This window comes from Kitasatospora sp. NPDC004745 (assembly GCF_042873275.1).
GTDB lineage: Bacteria > Actinomycetota > Actinomycetes > Streptomycetales > Streptomycetaceae > Kitasatospora.
Window position 1 is genome coordinate 103,600 of the sequence record NZ_JBIALK010000007.1, and the last position, 15,347, is coordinate 118,946.

At 74.0% G+C, this 15,347-nt stretch carries 14 protein-coding genes; 9 read left to right on the forward strand and 5 right to left on the reverse strand.

Annotated elements, in window-relative coordinates; all coding sequences use genetic code 11:
• Positions 1–152: 152 nt before the first annotated feature.
• The gene (locus tag ACFYUY_RS15290) at positions 153–1,361 is read right to left on the reverse strand and encodes an MFS transporter (protein WP_360212504.1); all 1,209 of its coding nucleotides are present in this window, start codon (positions 1,359–1,361) and stop codon (positions 153–155) included.
• A gap of 424 nt (positions 1,362–1,785) precedes the next feature.
• Between ACFYUY_RS15290 and ACFYUY_RS15295 the strand changes: the two genes are divergently transcribed.
• Positions 1,786–3,135, forward strand: coding sequence for a dicarboxylate/amino acid:cation symporter (locus tag ACFYUY_RS15295; protein WP_387900854.1), 1,350 nt, complete (start codon positions 1,786–1,788; stop codon positions 3,133–3,135).
• 210 nt (positions 3,136–3,345) lie between these two features.
• Here ACFYUY_RS15295 and ACFYUY_RS15300 read toward each other — a convergent pair whose 3' ends face one another.
• On the reverse strand, positions 3,346–3,549 hold the full coding sequence (locus ACFYUY_RS15300; RefSeq protein ID WP_030060085.1) for a cold-shock protein: 204 nt from the start codon (positions 3,547–3,549) through the stop codon (positions 3,346–3,348).
• Between the two features lie 511 nt (positions 3,550–4,060).
• Here ACFYUY_RS15300 and ACFYUY_RS15305 point away from each other — a divergent pair.
• The 7 genes from ACFYUY_RS15305 (at position 4,061) to ACFYUY_RS15335 (ending at position 12,296) form a co-directional block, all read left to right on the forward strand.
• Complete coding sequence (locus ACFYUY_RS15305; protein ID WP_387901044.1) at positions 4,061–4,924, forward strand: menaquinone biosynthetic enzyme MqnA/MqnD family protein; 864 nt, start codon at positions 4,061–4,063, stop codon at positions 4,922–4,924.
• Between the two features lie 247 nt (positions 4,925–5,171).
• Entirely contained in the window at positions 5,172–6,935 is a 1,764-nt protein-coding gene (locus ACFYUY_RS15310) for a protein kinase (protein WP_387900856.1), read from the forward strand.
• 112 nt (positions 6,936–7,047) lie between these two features.
• The gene (gene mqnC / locus ACFYUY_RS15315; RefSeq protein ID WP_360218832.1) at positions 7,048–8,268 is read left to right on the forward strand and encodes a cyclic dehypoxanthinyl futalosine synthase; all 1,221 of its coding nucleotides are present in this window, start codon (positions 7,048–7,050) and stop codon (positions 8,266–8,268) included.
• Between the two features lie 16 nt (positions 8,269–8,284).
• Positions 8,285–9,151 carry a hypothetical protein gene (locus ACFYUY_RS15320; RefSeq protein WP_387900858.1) on the forward strand — a complete coding sequence of 289 codons (867 nt, stop codon included), beginning with the start codon at positions 8,285–8,287 and terminating at the stop codon, positions 9,149–9,151.
• Positions 9,152–9,465: 314 nt separating this feature from the next.
• Positions 9,466–9,987: a hypothetical protein gene (locus ACFYUY_RS15325; protein WP_387900859.1), complete on the forward strand. Its 522-nt coding sequence runs from the start codon at positions 9,466–9,468 to the stop codon at positions 9,985–9,987.
• A gap of 111 nt (positions 9,988–10,098) precedes the next feature.
• Positions 10,099–10,794: a demethylmenaquinone methyltransferase gene (locus tag ACFYUY_RS15330; protein ID WP_360218841.1), complete on the forward strand. Its 696-nt coding sequence runs from the start codon at positions 10,099–10,101 to the stop codon at positions 10,792–10,794.
• Between the two features lie 212 nt (positions 10,795–11,006).
• The gene (locus ACFYUY_RS15335) at positions 11,007–12,296 is read left to right on the forward strand and encodes a geranylgeranyl reductase family protein (protein WP_360218919.1); all 1,290 of its coding nucleotides are present in this window, start codon (positions 11,007–11,009) and stop codon (positions 12,294–12,296) included.
• Between the two features lie 69 nt (positions 12,297–12,365).
• On the opposite strand, the gene ACFYUY_RS15340 is transcribed toward ACFYUY_RS15335, so the two are convergent.
• The 3 genes from ACFYUY_RS15340 to ACFYUY_RS15350 all read right to left on the reverse strand — a co-directional run bounded on the left by ACFYUY_RS15340 (position 12,366) and on the right by ACFYUY_RS15350 (position 14,504).
• Positions 12,366–12,731 (reverse strand): MazG-like family protein, encoded by a 366-nt coding sequence (locus ACFYUY_RS15340; RefSeq protein ID WP_360218844.1) that lies wholly within the window; start codon positions 12,729–12,731, stop codon positions 12,366–12,368.
• A 252-nt stretch (positions 12,732–12,983) separates the two neighbouring features.
• On the reverse strand, positions 12,984–13,688 hold the full coding sequence (locus ACFYUY_RS15345) for a peptidylprolyl isomerase (RefSeq protein ID WP_387900862.1): 705 nt from the start codon (positions 13,686–13,688) through the stop codon (positions 12,984–12,986).
• Between the two features lie 75 nt (positions 13,689–13,763).
• A complete protein-coding gene (locus ACFYUY_RS15350) occupies positions 13,764–14,504 on the reverse strand; it encodes a TetR/AcrR family transcriptional regulator (RefSeq protein ID WP_387900864.1) in 741 nt (246 codons plus the stop codon).
• A gap of 99 nt (positions 14,505–14,603) precedes the next feature.
• Here ACFYUY_RS15350 and ACFYUY_RS15355 point away from each other — a divergent pair, with 99 nt between their 5' ends.
• On the forward strand, positions 14,604–15,269 hold the full coding sequence (locus tag ACFYUY_RS15355; protein WP_387900866.1) for a CatB-related O-acetyltransferase: 666 nt from the start codon (positions 14,604–14,606) through the stop codon (positions 15,267–15,269).
• The last annotated feature ends 78 nt before the right edge of the window (positions 15,270–15,347 follow it).

The window sequence follows — 15,347 nt, forward strand, 5'->3', positions numbered from 1 at the left end:
CGTGGAATCCCGCCGAAGGTCCCGGCGTGGGCCCCGGGGTGGAGTCCGCCCGTCGATCGCAGCGCACGGCGGCCGGAGACGACCGCAGGGAAGTGGAAAAGGACCGCGCCCACCGGCCAGACCCCGGTGGGCGCGGTCGTCTACGGGGCGCCTCAGCCCACCGGGACCGGCTGCGCCAGCGGCGCGACCGGTGCCGGGTGGAACCAGCGCCGGGCGCCGAACAGCAGCAGGCCGCCGAGCGCGATCCCGCCGGCCGCGCACAGCGCCACCGGGCGCAGCGAGTCCTCGGCGAGGTGTCCGGCCACCGCGTAGCCGAGCGAGTTGCCGGTGGCGAACAGCGTCACCAGCCAGGCGAACGCCTCGGTCACCGTCCCGGTCGGCGCCAGCTCGGCGACCAGCACGAACGCCGCCGCCAGCAGCGGGGCCAGCACGATCCCGGACAGGAAGGCCAGTGCGGCCATCGGGTACGGCCCGGGCAGCAGCACCAGCGGGAGGTAGGAGGCGGCCATGGCGAGCGCCATCACCCAGGTGCGGGTGGCGGTGCTGCTGCGCCACCGCACCGCGCCGTAGGCGAGCGCACCGAGCAGGCCGCCGAGCGCGGCCAGTGCCAGCAGGGTGCCGGCCCCGCCGGGCAGCTCGCCGGCGTGGTGCTCCGCGTACGCGATGAACAGCACGTTCTGCGCGCCGACCGCCCAGCCGGCGCCGGCCAGTCCGACCAGCAGCAGCACCAGGCCGGGGGAGCGCAGCGGCCCGAGCAGGCCGGCGGAGTGCTCCCGGGCCGGGGCGCGCCAGGCCCGGGCGGGGGCGGTGGTGGAGACGATCAGCGCGCCGGCCAGGCCCAGGCCGGCGGCCACCCAGAGCGCGGCGACCGGGCTGAACAGCCCGGCGATGCCGGCGACGGCCAGCGGGCCGGCCACGTAGAGGATCTGCTGGGAGGCGGAGTCGAAGGCGTAGGCGGTGTCGAGTTGCTCCTCCTCCACCACCTCGGGCCAGAGCGAGCGCAGGCAGGGTTCGAGCGGGGGCATGGCGAGTCCGGCGATCGCGGCGCCCAGCGGGGCGGCGAGGGCGGAGCCGGGGGCGAGGGCGAGCAGGGCGTAGCCGCCGCCGGCGACGACCGCGGAGGCGAGCAGGACGCGCGGCTGCCCGGTGCGGTCCACGACGCGTCCGAGCACCGGCCCGCCGACCGCGGCGGCGATCGCGTACGCGGCGGTGGCCAGCCCGATCCGCCCGTAGGGCGTGCCGGCCTCGCGCAGGGCGAGGGCGATGACCAGGGCGGTCATGCCGGCGGGCAGGCGGCCGAGCAGCGTGCCGAGGAGCAGGCGGCTGACGTGGGGGGCGCGGAGCAGGGCGAGGTAGCCCATCGGCGTCTTCTTCTCCGGTCTGGGCAGGCGGGGGCGGGGACAGGTCAAAGTTATACGTATAACCACCTGCGGTCAATCGAGCCGATCGGCGTTGACTGATGGGGCGTCAGCTTCGTTCGTGTCCGGATCTCGCCGCAACCTCAAACAACTACTTTGAACATCTCAAACCTTTGCTGCTAACGTGTCGGCCGTGACCACCTCAGACGCACCGCGGACGCACGGCCTGGGCTCGCTGCCCGGCGCCGCCCGCCCGTGCGCTCTGACCGGTGCTGTGGACAGCCCGCGCCGTTGTCGCGCCATGAGCTGTACGTCGGCGGCACGCCCCTGACCGGGGGTTCGTGACCTTCCTGTCCGGCCCCGCGCCGTGCCGCCTTCCCCGCCCCGCCCCGCCGTCAGCAACGCCCTCCCCCGGAGCCGCACCGTCATGTCCACAGCGCCCGAGGCGACCTCGTCGCCGTCCGTGCTCACCAAGATCCGAAAGACCCCGTTCTGGGTGCAGATCGTCGCCGGCCTCGTGCTCGGCGCCGGCCTCGGCTACCTGGCCCGGACCGCCGACATCTCCTGGCTGGCCACCACCCTGGAGACGATCGGCAAGATCTTCGTCCAGCTGCTCAAGCTGGCCGTCCCGCCGCTGGTGTTCACCGCGATCGTGGTGAGCGTCGCCAACCTGCGCAACGTCACCAACGCGGCCCGCCTGGCCACCCGCACCCTGCTCTGGTTCATGATCACCTCGCTGATCGCGGTGGCCATCGGCCTGGGCCTCGGCCTGCTGACCAACCCCGGCCGGGGCACCGACCTCAAGACCGAAGGCCTGAAGGCGCTCGACTCCAAGGGCACCTGGATCGACTTCCTGACCGGGATCTTCCCGACCAACATCGTCGACGCCTTCGCCAAGGTGAACGTCCTGCAGATCGTCTTCATGGCGGTCGTGGTCGGCGCCGCGATCATCAAGCTCGGCAGCCGGGCCGAGCCGGTCCTCAAGCTCAGCGAGTCCGTGCTGGAGCTGACCCAGACCGCCCTGTGGTGGGTCATCCGGCTCTCCCCGCTCGGCACCCTCGGCCTGATCGGCAAGTCCGTCGCCAAGTACGGCTGGGACCTGCTCAAGCCCTTCGCCACGCTGACCCTGGACGTCTACGTCGGCTGCGCGCTGGTGCTGTTCGTCGTCTACTCGCTGGTGCTCCGGTTCGCGGCCGGCCTCAACCCGGTGAACTTCTTCAAGGGCGCCTGGCCCGCCATCCAGCTGGCCTTCGTCTCCCGCTCCTCGGTCGGCACCCTGCCGGTCACCCGCCGGGTCACCGAGCGCCTCGGTGTCCCGAGCGAGTACGCGTCCTTCTCCGTGCCGTTCGGCGCCACCACCAAGATGGACGGCTGCGCCGCGATCTACCCGTCGATCGCCGCGATCTTCGTCGCCCAGGTCTACAACATCGACCTCGGCATCAAGGACTACGTGCTGATCGCCTTCGTCTCGGTCGTCGGCTCGGCCGCCACCGCGGGCCTCACCGGTGCGATCGTCATGCTGACGCTCACCCTCTCCACGCTGGGTCTGCCCCTGGAGGGCGTCGGCCTGCTGCTCGCCATCGACCCGATCCTCGACATGGTCCGCACCGCGACGAACGTCGCCGGCCAGGCGCTGGTGCCGGTCGTGGTCGCCGCGCGGGAGAAGATCCTCGACGTCGCCGCGTACAACGACCCGTCGGGCGACCTGTACGACGCCACCCCGGCGGCCGTGATCCCGGCGCAGGCGGGCAAGGAGGCGGCTCCGGCCGCGGTCTGACCCTCCGCAGTGCAGAAGGGCCCGCCCCCGCACCGAACGGTGCGGGGGCGGGCCCTTCTGCACGCCGCCCCGGGGTTCCCGGGCACGAGGCAGGGGGCCCGCCGGTCGGGCGGGCCCCCTTGGGTGTTGCTCTTGTGCTCATGGTGACGGCTGTCGGGAGCCGCCGACGGACCCGGTGGGGTCCCGAGCGATCAGAACATCAGAGGATGGTCAGATAGCGGTGACGTTCTCCGCCTGCGGGCCCTTCGGGCCCTGGGTGACGTCAAAGCTCACCGCCTGGTTCTCCTCCAGCGAGCGGAAGCCGCTCGCGTTGATGGCGGAGTAGTGGACGAAGACGTCGGGGCCGCCGCCCTCCTGGGCGATGAAGCCGAAGCCCTTCTCAGCGTTGAACCACTTGACGGTTCCCGTGGCCATGCCGTTCTCCTTGCGAGGGACGTATCGGGGGCCACACCGTGTGGCACCCGGTCCGCTGCGCTGATCGCCCTGCCTCCGGACGAGTCCGAAGTTTTTCGATATTGCTGAAAAACTACAAAAAGCCTGCGGTTACATGCTCCGCAGGCTTCAAGTACTGCAAGGGGAATCAAACTGCAACTGAGGGCAACGCTAGCATGCGGTCGCTGTGACGACCAGGGGTGACTTGCGGCCCGGACGGCGCGTGTCGTAAGGCCCCGCGCGAGGGCGCGGGGCGGGCGGCGCAGGGGTGTTGGGCAGGCGGCGCGGGCGCCCCGCGAGGGTCGGGAGGCGGGTCGCGCGCAGGCGTGCGGGGCATCCGCGGCGGAGTCGGCGCGGGCGTGTCGGGTGGCCGGTGCGAGCCATTCCGAACACCGGGCATACGCTGCGGGGAAGCGCACGAACAGCACGAGGGAGCGGCGCAGTGGCAGCACCGGACGGACAAACGCGGGAGCCCCAGGAGAACACCCCGGAGATCACCCCGGTCAGGCCGCGCGTCGGCCATATTCAGTTCCTGAACTGCGTCCCCCTCTACTGGGGCCTCGCGAGGACCGGCAATCTGCTCGACCTCGACCTCACCAAGGACACCCCGGAGAAGCTGAGCGACCAGCTGGTCGACGGCCGGCTGGACATCGGGCCGATCACCTGCGTCGAGTACCTGCGCAACGCGGAGGACCTGCTCGTCCTGCCCGACATCGCGGTCGGCAGCGACGGCCCGGTGATGTCCTGCATCATCGTCAGCAAGGTCCCGCTGGGCGAGCTCGACGGCCGGCGGGTCGCGCTCGGCTCCACCAGCCGCACCTCCGTCCGGCTCGCCCGGCTGCTGCTCGAGGAGCGCGAGGGCGTCCGCCCGGAGTACTTCAGCTGCCCGCCCGACCTCAGCGCCATGCTCGCCGAGGCCGACGCCGCCGTCCTGATCGGCGACCCGGCGCTGCGTGCCTACCTCGGACAGGCCGCCGACCTCGGACTGACCGTCCACGACCTCGGCGAGATGTGGAAGGACTGGACCGGACTGCCCTTCGTGTTCGCCGTCTGGGCGGTGCGCCGGGAGTTCGCCGAGCGCCGGCCCGAGCTCACCGCGGCCGTCCACCGGGCCTTCCTGGAGTCCCGCGACCTCTCGCTCGTCGAGGCCGCCAAGGTCGCCGAGCAGGCGGCCCGCTGGGAGGCCTTCGGGGCCGACGTGCTGGAGCGCTACTTCAGCGAGGCCCTCGACTTCTCCCTCGGCGGGCGCCAGCTCGCCGGGGTCGCCGAGTTCGCCCGGCGGGTCGCCCACGACAGCGGCTTCGCGCCGGACGTGGCCGTGCGGTTGCTCGAACCGGTGGCGGTGCCCGTCGGCTGAGCGGTCGCGTCGGACGTGGCCGTGCGGTTGCTCGAACGGGCGGTGCTGCCCGTCGGCTGAGCGGTCGCGTCGGACGTGGCCGTGCGGTTGCTCGAACCGGCGGTGCTGCCCGTCGGCTGAGCGCGGCCCCCGCCCGGCCCGGTACGGTCTGCTCCCGGGTGCGTCCTGCGGGCGACCGCAGCGCGCCCCGGGAACGGCGGACGCGGCCGGGCGGCCGCGTCGACGGCGCGAGGGGAGCGTGCGGGGCATGCGGGCACTGGGGTCGGACGACCCGCGTCAGGTGGGCGCCTACCGACTGCTGCGGCGGCTCGGCGCGGGCGGGATGGGCCGCGTCTACCTCGGCCGCACGGCGGGCGGGCGCACCGTCGCCGTCAAGGTGGTGCGCAGCGAACTCGCGGACGACGCCGAGTTCCGCGCCCGCTTCCGGCAGGAGGTCGCCGCGGCCCGGCGGGTCGGCGGCGCCTGGACCGCGCCCGTGCTCGACGCCGACACCGAGGGCGAACACCCCTGGGTCGCCACCGGCTACGTGGCCGGCCCCGCGCTCGCCACCGCCGTCCGGGACTCCGGACCGCTGCCCGAACCGGCCGTGCGCGCCCTCGGCGTCGGGCTCGCCGAGGCGCTCGCCCACGTGCACGGGCTCGGGCTGGTGCACCGCGACGTCAAGCCGTCCAACGTGCTGCTCACCCTCGACGGGCCGCGGCTGATCGACTTCGGCATCGCCCGCGCGCTCGACGCCACCAGCGGCTTCACCCAGTCCGGGTACGTGGTCGGCTCGCCCGGCTTCATGTCCCCCGAGCAGGCGAACGGCCGGCCCGTCGGCCCGGCCGGCGACGTCTTCTCGCTCGGAGCCGTCCTCGCCTTCGCCGCCACCGGGGTGCACCCCTTCGGCGAGGGCGTCAGCGCCGCCGTGCTGCTCTACCGGGTGCTCCACGAGGAACCCGACGTCGCCGGCCTGACCGGGCCGCTGCGCGCGCTCGTCCTCGACTGCCTGGCCAAGGACCCGGCCGCCCGGCCCACCCCGGCCCGGCTGCGCGAACGGCTCGACCCGGACGGCGGCGCCACCGCCCTGCTGGGCCACGGCGGCTGGCTGCCGCCCGCGCTGGCGGCGGCGGTCGGGCGCAGCGCCGTGGAGCTGCTGGACCTGGAGGGGGATCCGGACGTCGGCGGCCCGCCGGACGAGCCCGTGCCGACACCGACCTACGTGCCCCGCGGCCACTACCCGCCCCTCGGCCAGCACCCGCCCGCACCGGTGACGCCACTGGAGCCGGGGCGGCCCGGCCGGCCGGGGCAGCCCGGGCGGCCGGGGCAGCCCGGGCGGCGGCGGGCCGGGCGGGCGGCGGCGGCCGTGCTGGCCGCGGCGCTGCTCGCCGGCGCCGGGTACGGGCTGTACGCGTGGACGCAGCGGCCCGATCCGGCCGGGACCGCACCGACCACGGGACCACTGGCCGTCCCGTCCGTCGACCCGGGCCGGTCCGGCGCGTCGCCGGGGGCGTCCGGGGAAGGCGGGGCGTCCGGGGAAGGCGGGGCGGACGGACCGTCCGATCCGTCGGCCGCCGCGTCACCGGCCGGGCGCTCCGGGCCGCCCGCCGCCCCCGCGACCGCACCGGCGTCCGGGTCGGGAGGGACCGGCGGGCCGAGCGCCGTACCGGCCGCCTTCCTGGGCACCTGGCGCGGAGACATGGTCAGCGACAAGGGCCTGCCCGCCGGCACCACCACGCTCACCATCGGCCCCGCCGCGATCGGCCAGGAGAACACCACCAGCCGCAACGCCCTCACCGGCCTGATCCCGCTCAGCTGCGACGGCGCCTGGACGCTCAAGTCCGCCTCCGGCAGCGCCCTCGTCTTCACCTCGCGGCTGGTCCGCTCCTCACTCCCCGGCGCCTGCACCAGCGGCTCCTACGCCGAGACGCTCACCCTGCAGGCGGACGGCACGATCCGCTTCACCTCCGCCGACCCGGCGGCCGGTAACCCGGCCGGCACGATGCGCAGGGTCGACGGGACAGCGGGCTGACGCGGCCGCCCGAAGGGCCTGGCGTAGGCTGGTTCGGCCGTACCCGGACGCCCGCCGTCCGGGGGCCGGCAGCGCCGAGAACAGCAGTACCCGAGAGAGAGAAGGCCGCCAGGTGACCGAGCTCGCAGCGACCACCCTCGATGCGCCCAGCACCGACCTGCAGGCCGTGCTCGACCGGGCCGCCGCCGGCGGCCGGATCACCCCGGAGGAGGCGCTGGAGCTGTACCGCTCGGCGCCGCTGCACGCACTGGGCTCCGCCGCCGACGCGGTGCGCCGCCGCCGCTACGCCGGTACCGAGCACATCGCGACGTACATCATCGAACGCAACATCAACTACACCAACGTGTGCGTGACGGCGTGCAAGTTCTGCGCCTTCTACGTGCCGCCGAAGAGCGACAAGGGCTGGTCCCGCGAGCTCGACGAGATCCTGCGCCGCTGCGCCGAGACCGTCGAACTCGGCGGCACCCAGGTCATGTTCCAGGGCGGTCACCACCCCGACTACGGCGTGGAGTACTACGAGCGCGCGTTCTCGGCGATCAAGGCCGACTTCCCGCAGCTGGTGATCCACTCGCTGGGCGCCTCCGAGGTCGAGCACATGTCCCGGATCTCGGGCGTCTCGATCGAGGAGGCCATCACCCGGATCCACCGGGCCGGCCTGGACTCCTTCGCCGGCGCCGGTGCCGAACTGCTGCCCGCGCGGCCGCGCAAGGCGATCGCCCCGCTCAAGGAGTCCGGCGAGCGCTGGCTGGAGATCATGGAGGCCGCGCACGGCCTCGGCGTGGAGTCCACCTCCACCATGCTGATGGGCACCGGCGAGACCAACGCCGAGCGGATCGAGCACCTGCGGATGATCCGCGACGTGCAGGACCGCACCGGCGGTTTCCGGGCCTTCATCCCGTACACCTACCAGCCGCAGAACAACCACCTGAAGGGCTCGACCCAGGCCACCGTCTTCGAGTACCTGCGGATGATCTCCATCGCCCGCCTGTTCCTCGACAACGTCGCCCACATCCAGGGCTCCTGGCTCACCACCGGCAAGGAGGCCGGCCAGCTGTCGCTGCACTACGGTGCGGACGACCTGGGCTCCGTCATGCTGGAGGAGAACGTCGTCTCGGCGGCCGGTGCCAAGCACCGCTCCAACCTCACCGAGCTGATCCACCTCATCCGGGCCGCCGACCGCGTCCCGGCCCAGCGCGCCACCACCTACGAGCACCTGCGGGTGCTGGACGACCCGGCCAACGACCCGGTCGACCCGCGGGTGGCCTCGCACATCGCCTCCACCGCGATCGAGGGCGGCACGGCGCACCCCGAGCTGAAGATCCTGGACAACTGAGGAGCGGGGCGCCGACGTGCTGACCCTCCACCGGGCGGCCCTCGTGCTGCCCGACCCGGCCGACCCCACCGCCCCGTCCCTCGCGGACGGGGCGGTGCTGGTGCGCGGCGAACGCGTCGAGGCCGTCGGGGCGTACGCCGGGCTGGCCGCCGCCCACCCGGGGGCACGGGTGCGGGACTGGGGTGCCGCCGTGCTCACCCCGGGGCTGCGCAACCCGTACGGGCACCGGCTGCTGGAGCGTGACTACCACCCGGACCCGCGCGAGGGGATCGGGGTCGAGCCGCTCGTGGACGGATTGGTGGACGCTGGGGATGCCGGTGCTGCGGGGGCTACGGCTGGTCCGGGTGCTGCGGGCGCTGCGGGTGCCTTGGGTGGTGCCGGTGGTGCGGGTGCCTTGGGGGCTTCGGGCGACGACGCGCGGTGCGGGGCCAGCGCCCGGCGCGGGCTGCAGCGGATGCTCGGTTTCGGGGTGACGGCGGTCGCCGGGCCGTTCGAGCGGAGCCCCGTGCGCACGGCCGTGGCGCGCTCGGGGCTGGTGGCGCTGCCGGGCGACCCGGCCACGGGCGCCGACGCGGACCGGGGTGCCGCTCCGGGCGCGGCCGGCGGTCGGCTGCTGGACCCCCTGGCGGTGCTGCCGCTCTCGCGGGCCGTCCACGGACGGGTGACGGTGGGCGGCCGGGCCGACTTCGCGGTCTTCCCGGCGGGTCGGGGAGCCGTCGGGGACGGCCTCGGGGACGGCCGGTTTGGCGGTGCGGTGGGCGCGACCGGGGACGAGGCCGGGGACGAGGCCGGGGCGGGAGAGGCCGCCGTGGGCGTCGGGCCGCTGCCGGGCGGCTGCCTGGCGACCGTGCTCGCGGGGCGGTTGGTGTACCGCCGGCGCTGAGCGGCGCCCGGGCCGTGCGTCCGTACCCGCCGGTAGCCGGACTTCCCTGCGGCACAACGGACTTCCTTCGTGTGCTGCCGAACTGCGGTGTCCGCAGCGTGGAGTGATTACCCCTTCGCCGTGACCTGAGGGCCCGCCAGCGGCTACGATCCCGAACAGCTCACTCCGTACCCTCACCACACCACCGCCCGTGCCCGCGGGCGGCGCGGCCCCGTCCCAGGGCCCGAAGGCAAGCCAGGACAGGAACCATGCGATCCGCGACCGTCCCCCCACCGCGAACCCCGCGGTTGGGCCGTGGTTGGTACCTCGCCGCCGTGCTCAGCGCCGTGCTCGCCGTCGGCATGTGCCTGCTCGGCTGGCGCCAGGCCGAGCAGGCCGACCGGATCGCCGCCCACCCGGTGAGGGTCGAGGGCGTCGTCACCCAGCTGCCCACCGGCGGCGGCTCCTACAGCGCCGTCAGCTACCGGGCCTCCGGCCAGCAGCACACCGCGGCCGCGCTGCCGCTGACCGACGGCGCCAGGGTGGGCGACACGATCTGCCTGGAGCACGCCGCCGACGACCCGGGCGCGGTGCGGATCTGCGGCGACACCTATCCGCAGCCGGTCGGCGTCGGCCTGGCCCGGTTCAGCGTTCCGGTCGCCGTCGGGCTCTTCGCGATCTGCGTGCTGCGCATCCGGCGGCACCGGCGGGCCGTCGCGGTCCGCGCCGGCCAGGGCCGGCTGGCCACCACCGTCGCCCTGGCGACCGGGGCACTGGCCGACGGGATGCCCGCCATAACGCACGGCAAGCGCTCCCGCCGCCGGCGGCGCCCGGGCGGGCGGCGCGCCCAGCACTGACGGGGCCGGCGTGCCCGCCGCGGGCCGGCCGGGTGCCGGACGGGGGCCGGATCCGGTGGCCCGGCGTGCCCCGTTGGTCGGGGCGTCGGCGCCAGGGTGAACAATGGGGTCGTGACCCGAGCCTCTCTGGACAAGCAGCCGCACGAAGTCGCCGCCATGTTCGACGACGTCGCGGCGAAGTACGACCGCACCAACGACGTGCTCTCCCTCGGCCAGGCCCGCGCCTGGCGCCGGGCGGTGGCCGAGGCGGTGGCCGCCGGACCCGGGGACCTCGTGCTCGACCTCGGAGCCGGCACCGGCACCTCCTCGCTGCCCTTCGCCGACGCCGGCGCGCAGGTCGTCCCGTGCGACTTCTCCGTCGGCATGCTCGCCGAGGGCAAGCGCCGCCACCCCGAGCTGCCGCTCACCGCCGGCGACGCCACCCGGCTGCCCTTCGCGGACGACACCTTCGACTCGGTGACGATCTCCTTCGCGCTGCGCAACGTCCACGACACCGACGCCGCGCTGCGCGAGATGCACCGGGTCACCAAGCCCGGCGGCAAGCTGGTGATCTGCGAGTTCTCCACCCCGACCTGGACGCCGTTCCGGACGGTCTACACCGAGTACCTGATGCGCGCCCTCCCGCCGGTCGCCACCGCGGTCAGCAGCAACCCCGACGCGTACGTGTACCTCGCCGAGTCCATCCGGGAGTGGCCGGACCAGCCCGCGCTGGCCGCCAAGCTGCAGGAGAGCGGTTGGTCCAAGGCCGCCTGGCGCAACCTCACCGGCGGCATCGTCGCGCTGCACCGGGCCTACAAGCCGGCGTAGCGCGCACCGCCGCGGCGCCCCCGGACCGCGGGGCGCGGTCGGGGGTGCGGGGCGAGGTGCGGTCCGGTGCGGTCCGGGGTGCGGGGCGGGACGCAGCCGGGGGCGTGGTCGTTTCCGGCGCCGTGAACGGAACTAGACTGCCCAAGACAACGCCGCCGTCCCCCAGCCGCAGCTCCAGGAGAGTGTCCACCGTGTCCGAGACCGCAGCCGACCTGACGAAGCCGGACAGCCCGATCGAGAGCACGGCCGACGTCATCGTGGTCGGCGCGGGCCCCGCCGGCTCCACCACCGCGTACTACCTCGCCCAGGCCGGGCTGGACGTGCTGCTGCTGGAGAAGACCGCCTTCCCGCGCGAGAAGGTCTGTGGCGACGGCCTGACCCCGCGCGCCACCAAGCAGCTGGTGGACATGGGCATCGACGTCTCCACCGGGAACGGCTGGCTGCACAACAAGGGCCTGCGCATCATCGGCGGCGGCGTCCGGCTCGAGCTCGACTGGCCCGAGCTGTCCGCGTTCCCCGACTACGGCCTGGTGCGCAAGCGCGCCGACTTCGACGAGCTGCTGGCCCGTCAGGCCGAGAAGGCCGGCGCCAGGCTCTACGAGCGCTGCAACGTCAGCGGGCCCGTACTGGACGACCGCACCGGCCGGATCGTCGGCGTCACCGCCAAGCTCGGCGACGAGAAGCGCCCCGTCACCTTCCGCGCCCCGCTGGTCGTCGCCGCCGACGGCAACTCCACCCGGCTCTCGCTCGCCATGGGCCTGCACCGCCGCGAGGACCGCCCGATGGGCGTCGCCTACCGGACGTACTTCACCTCGCCGCGCCACGACGACGACTACCTGGAGTCCTGGCTGGAGCTCTGGGACACCCGCGGCGGCCAGCGCAAGCAGCTGCCCGGCTACGGCTGGGTGTTCGGCATGGGCGACGGCACCTCCAACGTCGGCCTCGGCATCCTCAACTCCTCGCCCGCCTTCGGTGAGCTCGACTGGCGCGAGGTGCTCAAGGCCTGGTGCGCCGGCATGCCGGAGGAGTGGGGCTACACCCCCGAGAACATGACCGAGCCGATCCGCGGCGCCGCGCTGCCGATGGCCTTCAACCGGCAGCCGCACTACACCCGCGGCCTGCTGCTCGTCGGCGACGCGGGCGGCATGGTCAACCCGTTCAACGGCGAGGGCATCGCCTACGCGATGGAATCCGGCCAGATCGCCGCCGGGGTCATCGCCCAGGCCCACGCCCGGGTCACCGAGGCCGGCCGCGAGCGCGCCCTCCAGGGCTACCCGCGCATCCTCAAGGACGTCTACGGCGGGTACTACACGATGGGCCGCGCTTTCGTGAAGCTCATCGGCAACCCCAAGGTGATGCAGCTCGCCACCCAGCGCGGCCTCACCCACCCGATGCTGATGCGCTTCACCCTCAAGATGCTCGCCAACCTCACCGACCCGCAGGGCGGCGACGCGATGGACCGCATCATCAACGGCCTCGCGAAGGTCGCCCCGAACGCGTAACACCCTCGGGGGCGTCCTCGGGGGAACGCCCCCCGGGGCGCCCTCCGGCGGCCCTCCTCGGTGCGGCCTTCAGTGCGTCGCATCCTCCGCCGCCCCCTGCTCCCGGTCCGCCGGGCGGCGGGAGGCGGCGGAGCGCTGTTCGACGTAGGCGAGGCGCTCGGCGAACACCCGGGCCGCGTCCGGGGTCAGCGTCCGGAGCGCGACGAGGGCCGAGAAGACGACGTCGCAGAGCTCGTGCTGGACGTCCTCCCAGCTGTGGGTCACGCCCTTGCGCGGGTTCTGGCCGGTGGCGCCGATCACCGCCGCACCGACCTCGCCGACCTCCTCGGAGAGCTTGAGGATCCGCAGCAGGAGCTCCTCCCGGGGCGACTGCGTGCCCTCCGCGTCGAGCCACGCGACGACGTGGTCGACGCTCTCCCAGATCCGGCTGTCCATGCGCGCTGCTCCCGTGCGGTGTCGGTGGTGCTGCCACCGTACGGGAGCGGCGGCGGACAGCGCCCGGCTCTCGCGGGCCGGGCGGTCGTGACCCGATGGTCGTGACCCAGTGGTCGCGGGCCGGGGGCTGCGAGCCGGGCGGTTCTGAGGCGAGCGGTCCTGGGCCGGGTGGTCCTGAGCCGGGTGGTCCTGGGGCGAGCGGTCACCCCCCGAGCGGTCGTGGGCCCGGGCCCACGGGGTGCCGGCCCCGGGTCAGCGGGTGCTGATCTTCACGTTGCGGATGTTCACCGGGAGGGTCGGGAAGCCGTCGCCGGGGTTGTTCTGGTCGTCCTCGCCGCCAGCGGCGATCTTCTGCAGCACGTCCAGGCCCGCCGTGACCCGGCCGAACGGGGTGTAGGCGGGGGAGAGCTTGGTGTCCTTCCAGACGAAGAAGAACTGGCTGCCGTTGGTGTTGGGGCCCGCGTTGGCCATCGCCACCGTGCCCGCCGGGTAGGTGGCGCCGGTCAGGTTCTCGTCCGGGAAGGAGTAGCCGGGGCCGCCGCTGCCCGTTCCGGTCGGGTCGCCGCACTGCAGGACGTAGATCCGCTGGGTGGTGAGACGGTGGCAGTGGCTGCGGTCGAAGTAGTCGTGCTCGGCGAGGAACCGGAACGAGAAGGTGGTGCAGGGCGCCTTGTCGGTGAGCGCCTGGAAGGTGATCGAGCCCTGGCTCGTGCGCAGGGTCGCGCGGTAGGGCTGGGCGGCCTTCTTGGCGTCGAAGACCGGGATGCCCTTGAAGTTGTCGGCCGGCACTGCGGGCGTGTAGGCGCAGGTGGGCGCGGGTGTGGTGGGCGGGGTGTCCGCGACGGCGGTGCCGGTGCTCGCCACGAGCGGCAGGACGGTGGCGACGGCGAGCAGGGCCCAGGGTGCGCGCTTCACGTGACTGGCCTTCCGAGGGGTGGTGGACGGCAGGTTTGGCATGGCGACATCATCCACGCCGGGGCGGCGATCCGGTAGGGGGCGGAGTGGTGTGGGTTCCCGTTCGGTGTCGGAGGGTCAGGAAGTCGCACCCGTCGCGGGGTTCGCCTCCGGGGTGTGGATGAAGAGGCCGGCGCCGGCGGCCAGTGCGGCGGCGTCCGCGGCCCGTTCGGCGGACCGGGCGTCCAGCGGCTCGCCGGTGACGAACAGCCGGTAGTAGAGCGGGGCGGTGGCGGCCCGGACGACTTCGGCGCCGTCCGTGCCGGTGGGCAGTTCCCCGCGGGCGACGGCCCGGTCGGCCACCTGCGCGGCCTGTCGGTGCCGGGCGGTGAAGAAGGAGCGCAGGGCGGCCGCGCCGGTGTCGGAGCGCTGGGCGGCGGTGATCAGCGCCGTGGGAGTGGGGCCCTGCTCCGGGTCGGTGAAGACGGCGAACACCTCCCGGGTGATGAGGCGGAGGTCCTCCCGGAGGTCGCCGGTGTCGGGTACCGGCCACGGCTGGTCGGCCGAGACGGTCAGGGCCTCGGCGACCAGGCCGTCCACCCCGCCCCAGCGACGGTAGAGCGTCGCCTTGTGGACGCCGGACCGGGCCGCGACCGCCTCCACGGTGAGGCCGTCGTACCCCTTCTCGGTGACCTCGGCGAGCGTGGCGGCGACCACCTCCGCCCGGACCCGGGCGCTGCGACCGCCGGGGCGCGGAGTCGGAGCTCGGGGTGGCTCGGCTCCCGCGGCGGGGCTGGCGGCGGGGCGGGGGGTCGGGGTGGCGTCGGGGGTGTTCGCGGTGTCCGCGGTGTTCGTGGTGTTCGTGGCGCTCTCGTTCAAAGTCGACTCCAGTCGCGTTAAAGCTTGCCGTGCGGATGGTCTCGATGCCATGCTCATCGTAATGCGACACCGGTCGCATTACGAGAGGAGCCCTCCCCGATGACCGCCACCGCCATCCCCGACCCGACCGCACTGCACCCGCTCGCCGGCCATGACCGGGTGGTCCTGCTGCGCCCGCTCGTCACCGACCCGCGGATCGACGTCGGCGAGTACACCTACTTCGACGACCCCGAAGGGGCCACCCGCTTCGAGGAGCGCAACGTCCTCTACGCCTACGGGCCCGAGCGGCTGGTGATCGGCCGCTACTGCGCCATCGCCACCGGCACCCGCTTCCTGATGGCCGGCGCCGCCCACCCCACCATCGGCGTCTCCACCTTCCCGTTCACCATGTTCGGCGGCGACTGGACCGAACGGACCCTCGACATCGTCACCGGCCTGCCCAGCCGGGGCGACACCGTGGTCGGCAACGACGTCTGGTTCGGCTTCGGGGCCACCGTGCTGCCGGGCGTCCGGATCGGCGACGGGGCGATCATCGCGGCCGGCGCGGTCGTCACCGCCGATGTCGAGCCCTACATCGTCGTCGGCGGCAATCCCGCCCGCCCCATCCGGCGCCGCTTCGACGAGGCCGACATCGAACGGCTGCTCCGCGCGGCCTGGTGGGACTGGCCGGTCGAACTCGTCACCGAGCACGTCCGCGCCGTCATGTCCGGGACCCCGGCCGACATCGAGGAGATCGCCGCGGCGAACGGTCTGCTCGTCTCCTGAACCGTCCGGCCCGTGAAAGGCCGTTGATCAGGGGCGGGCCGGTGCGCGAAGATGGCGCACCGCCGCTCCACGCTCCGC

What these genes read in the sequence shown, in the direction of transcription:
- ACFYUY_RS15295 (WP_387900854.1), top strand. Translation starts at nt 1,786, where the DNA reads ATGTCCACAGCGCCCGAGGCGACCTCGTCGCCGTCCGTGCTCACCAAG.
- ACFYUY_RS15290 (WP_360212504.1), bottom strand. Translation starts at nt 1,361, where the DNA reads ATGGGCTACCTCGCCCTGCTCCGCGCCCCCCACGTCAGCCGCCTGCTC.
- ACFYUY_RS15355 (WP_387900866.1), top strand. Translation starts at nt 14,604, where the DNA reads ATGACCGCCACCGCCATCCCCGACCCGACCGCACTGCACCCGCTCGCC.
- ACFYUY_RS15310 (WP_387900856.1), top strand. Translation starts at nt 5,172, where the DNA reads ATGCGGGCACTGGGGTCGGACGACCCGCGTCAGGTGGGCGCCTACCGA.
- ACFYUY_RS15340 (WP_360218844.1), bottom strand. Translation starts at nt 12,731, where the DNA reads ATGGACAGCCGGATCTGGGAGAGCGTCGACCACGTCGTCGCGTGGCTC.
- ACFYUY_RS15345 (WP_387900862.1), bottom strand. Translation starts at nt 13,688, where the DNA reads ATGCCAAACCTGCCGTCCACCACCCCTCGGAAGGCCAGTCACGTGAAG.
- ACFYUY_RS15300 (WP_030060085.1), bottom strand. Translation starts at nt 3,549, where the DNA reads ATGGCCACGGGAACCGTCAAGTGGTTCAACGCTGAGAAGGGCTTCGGC.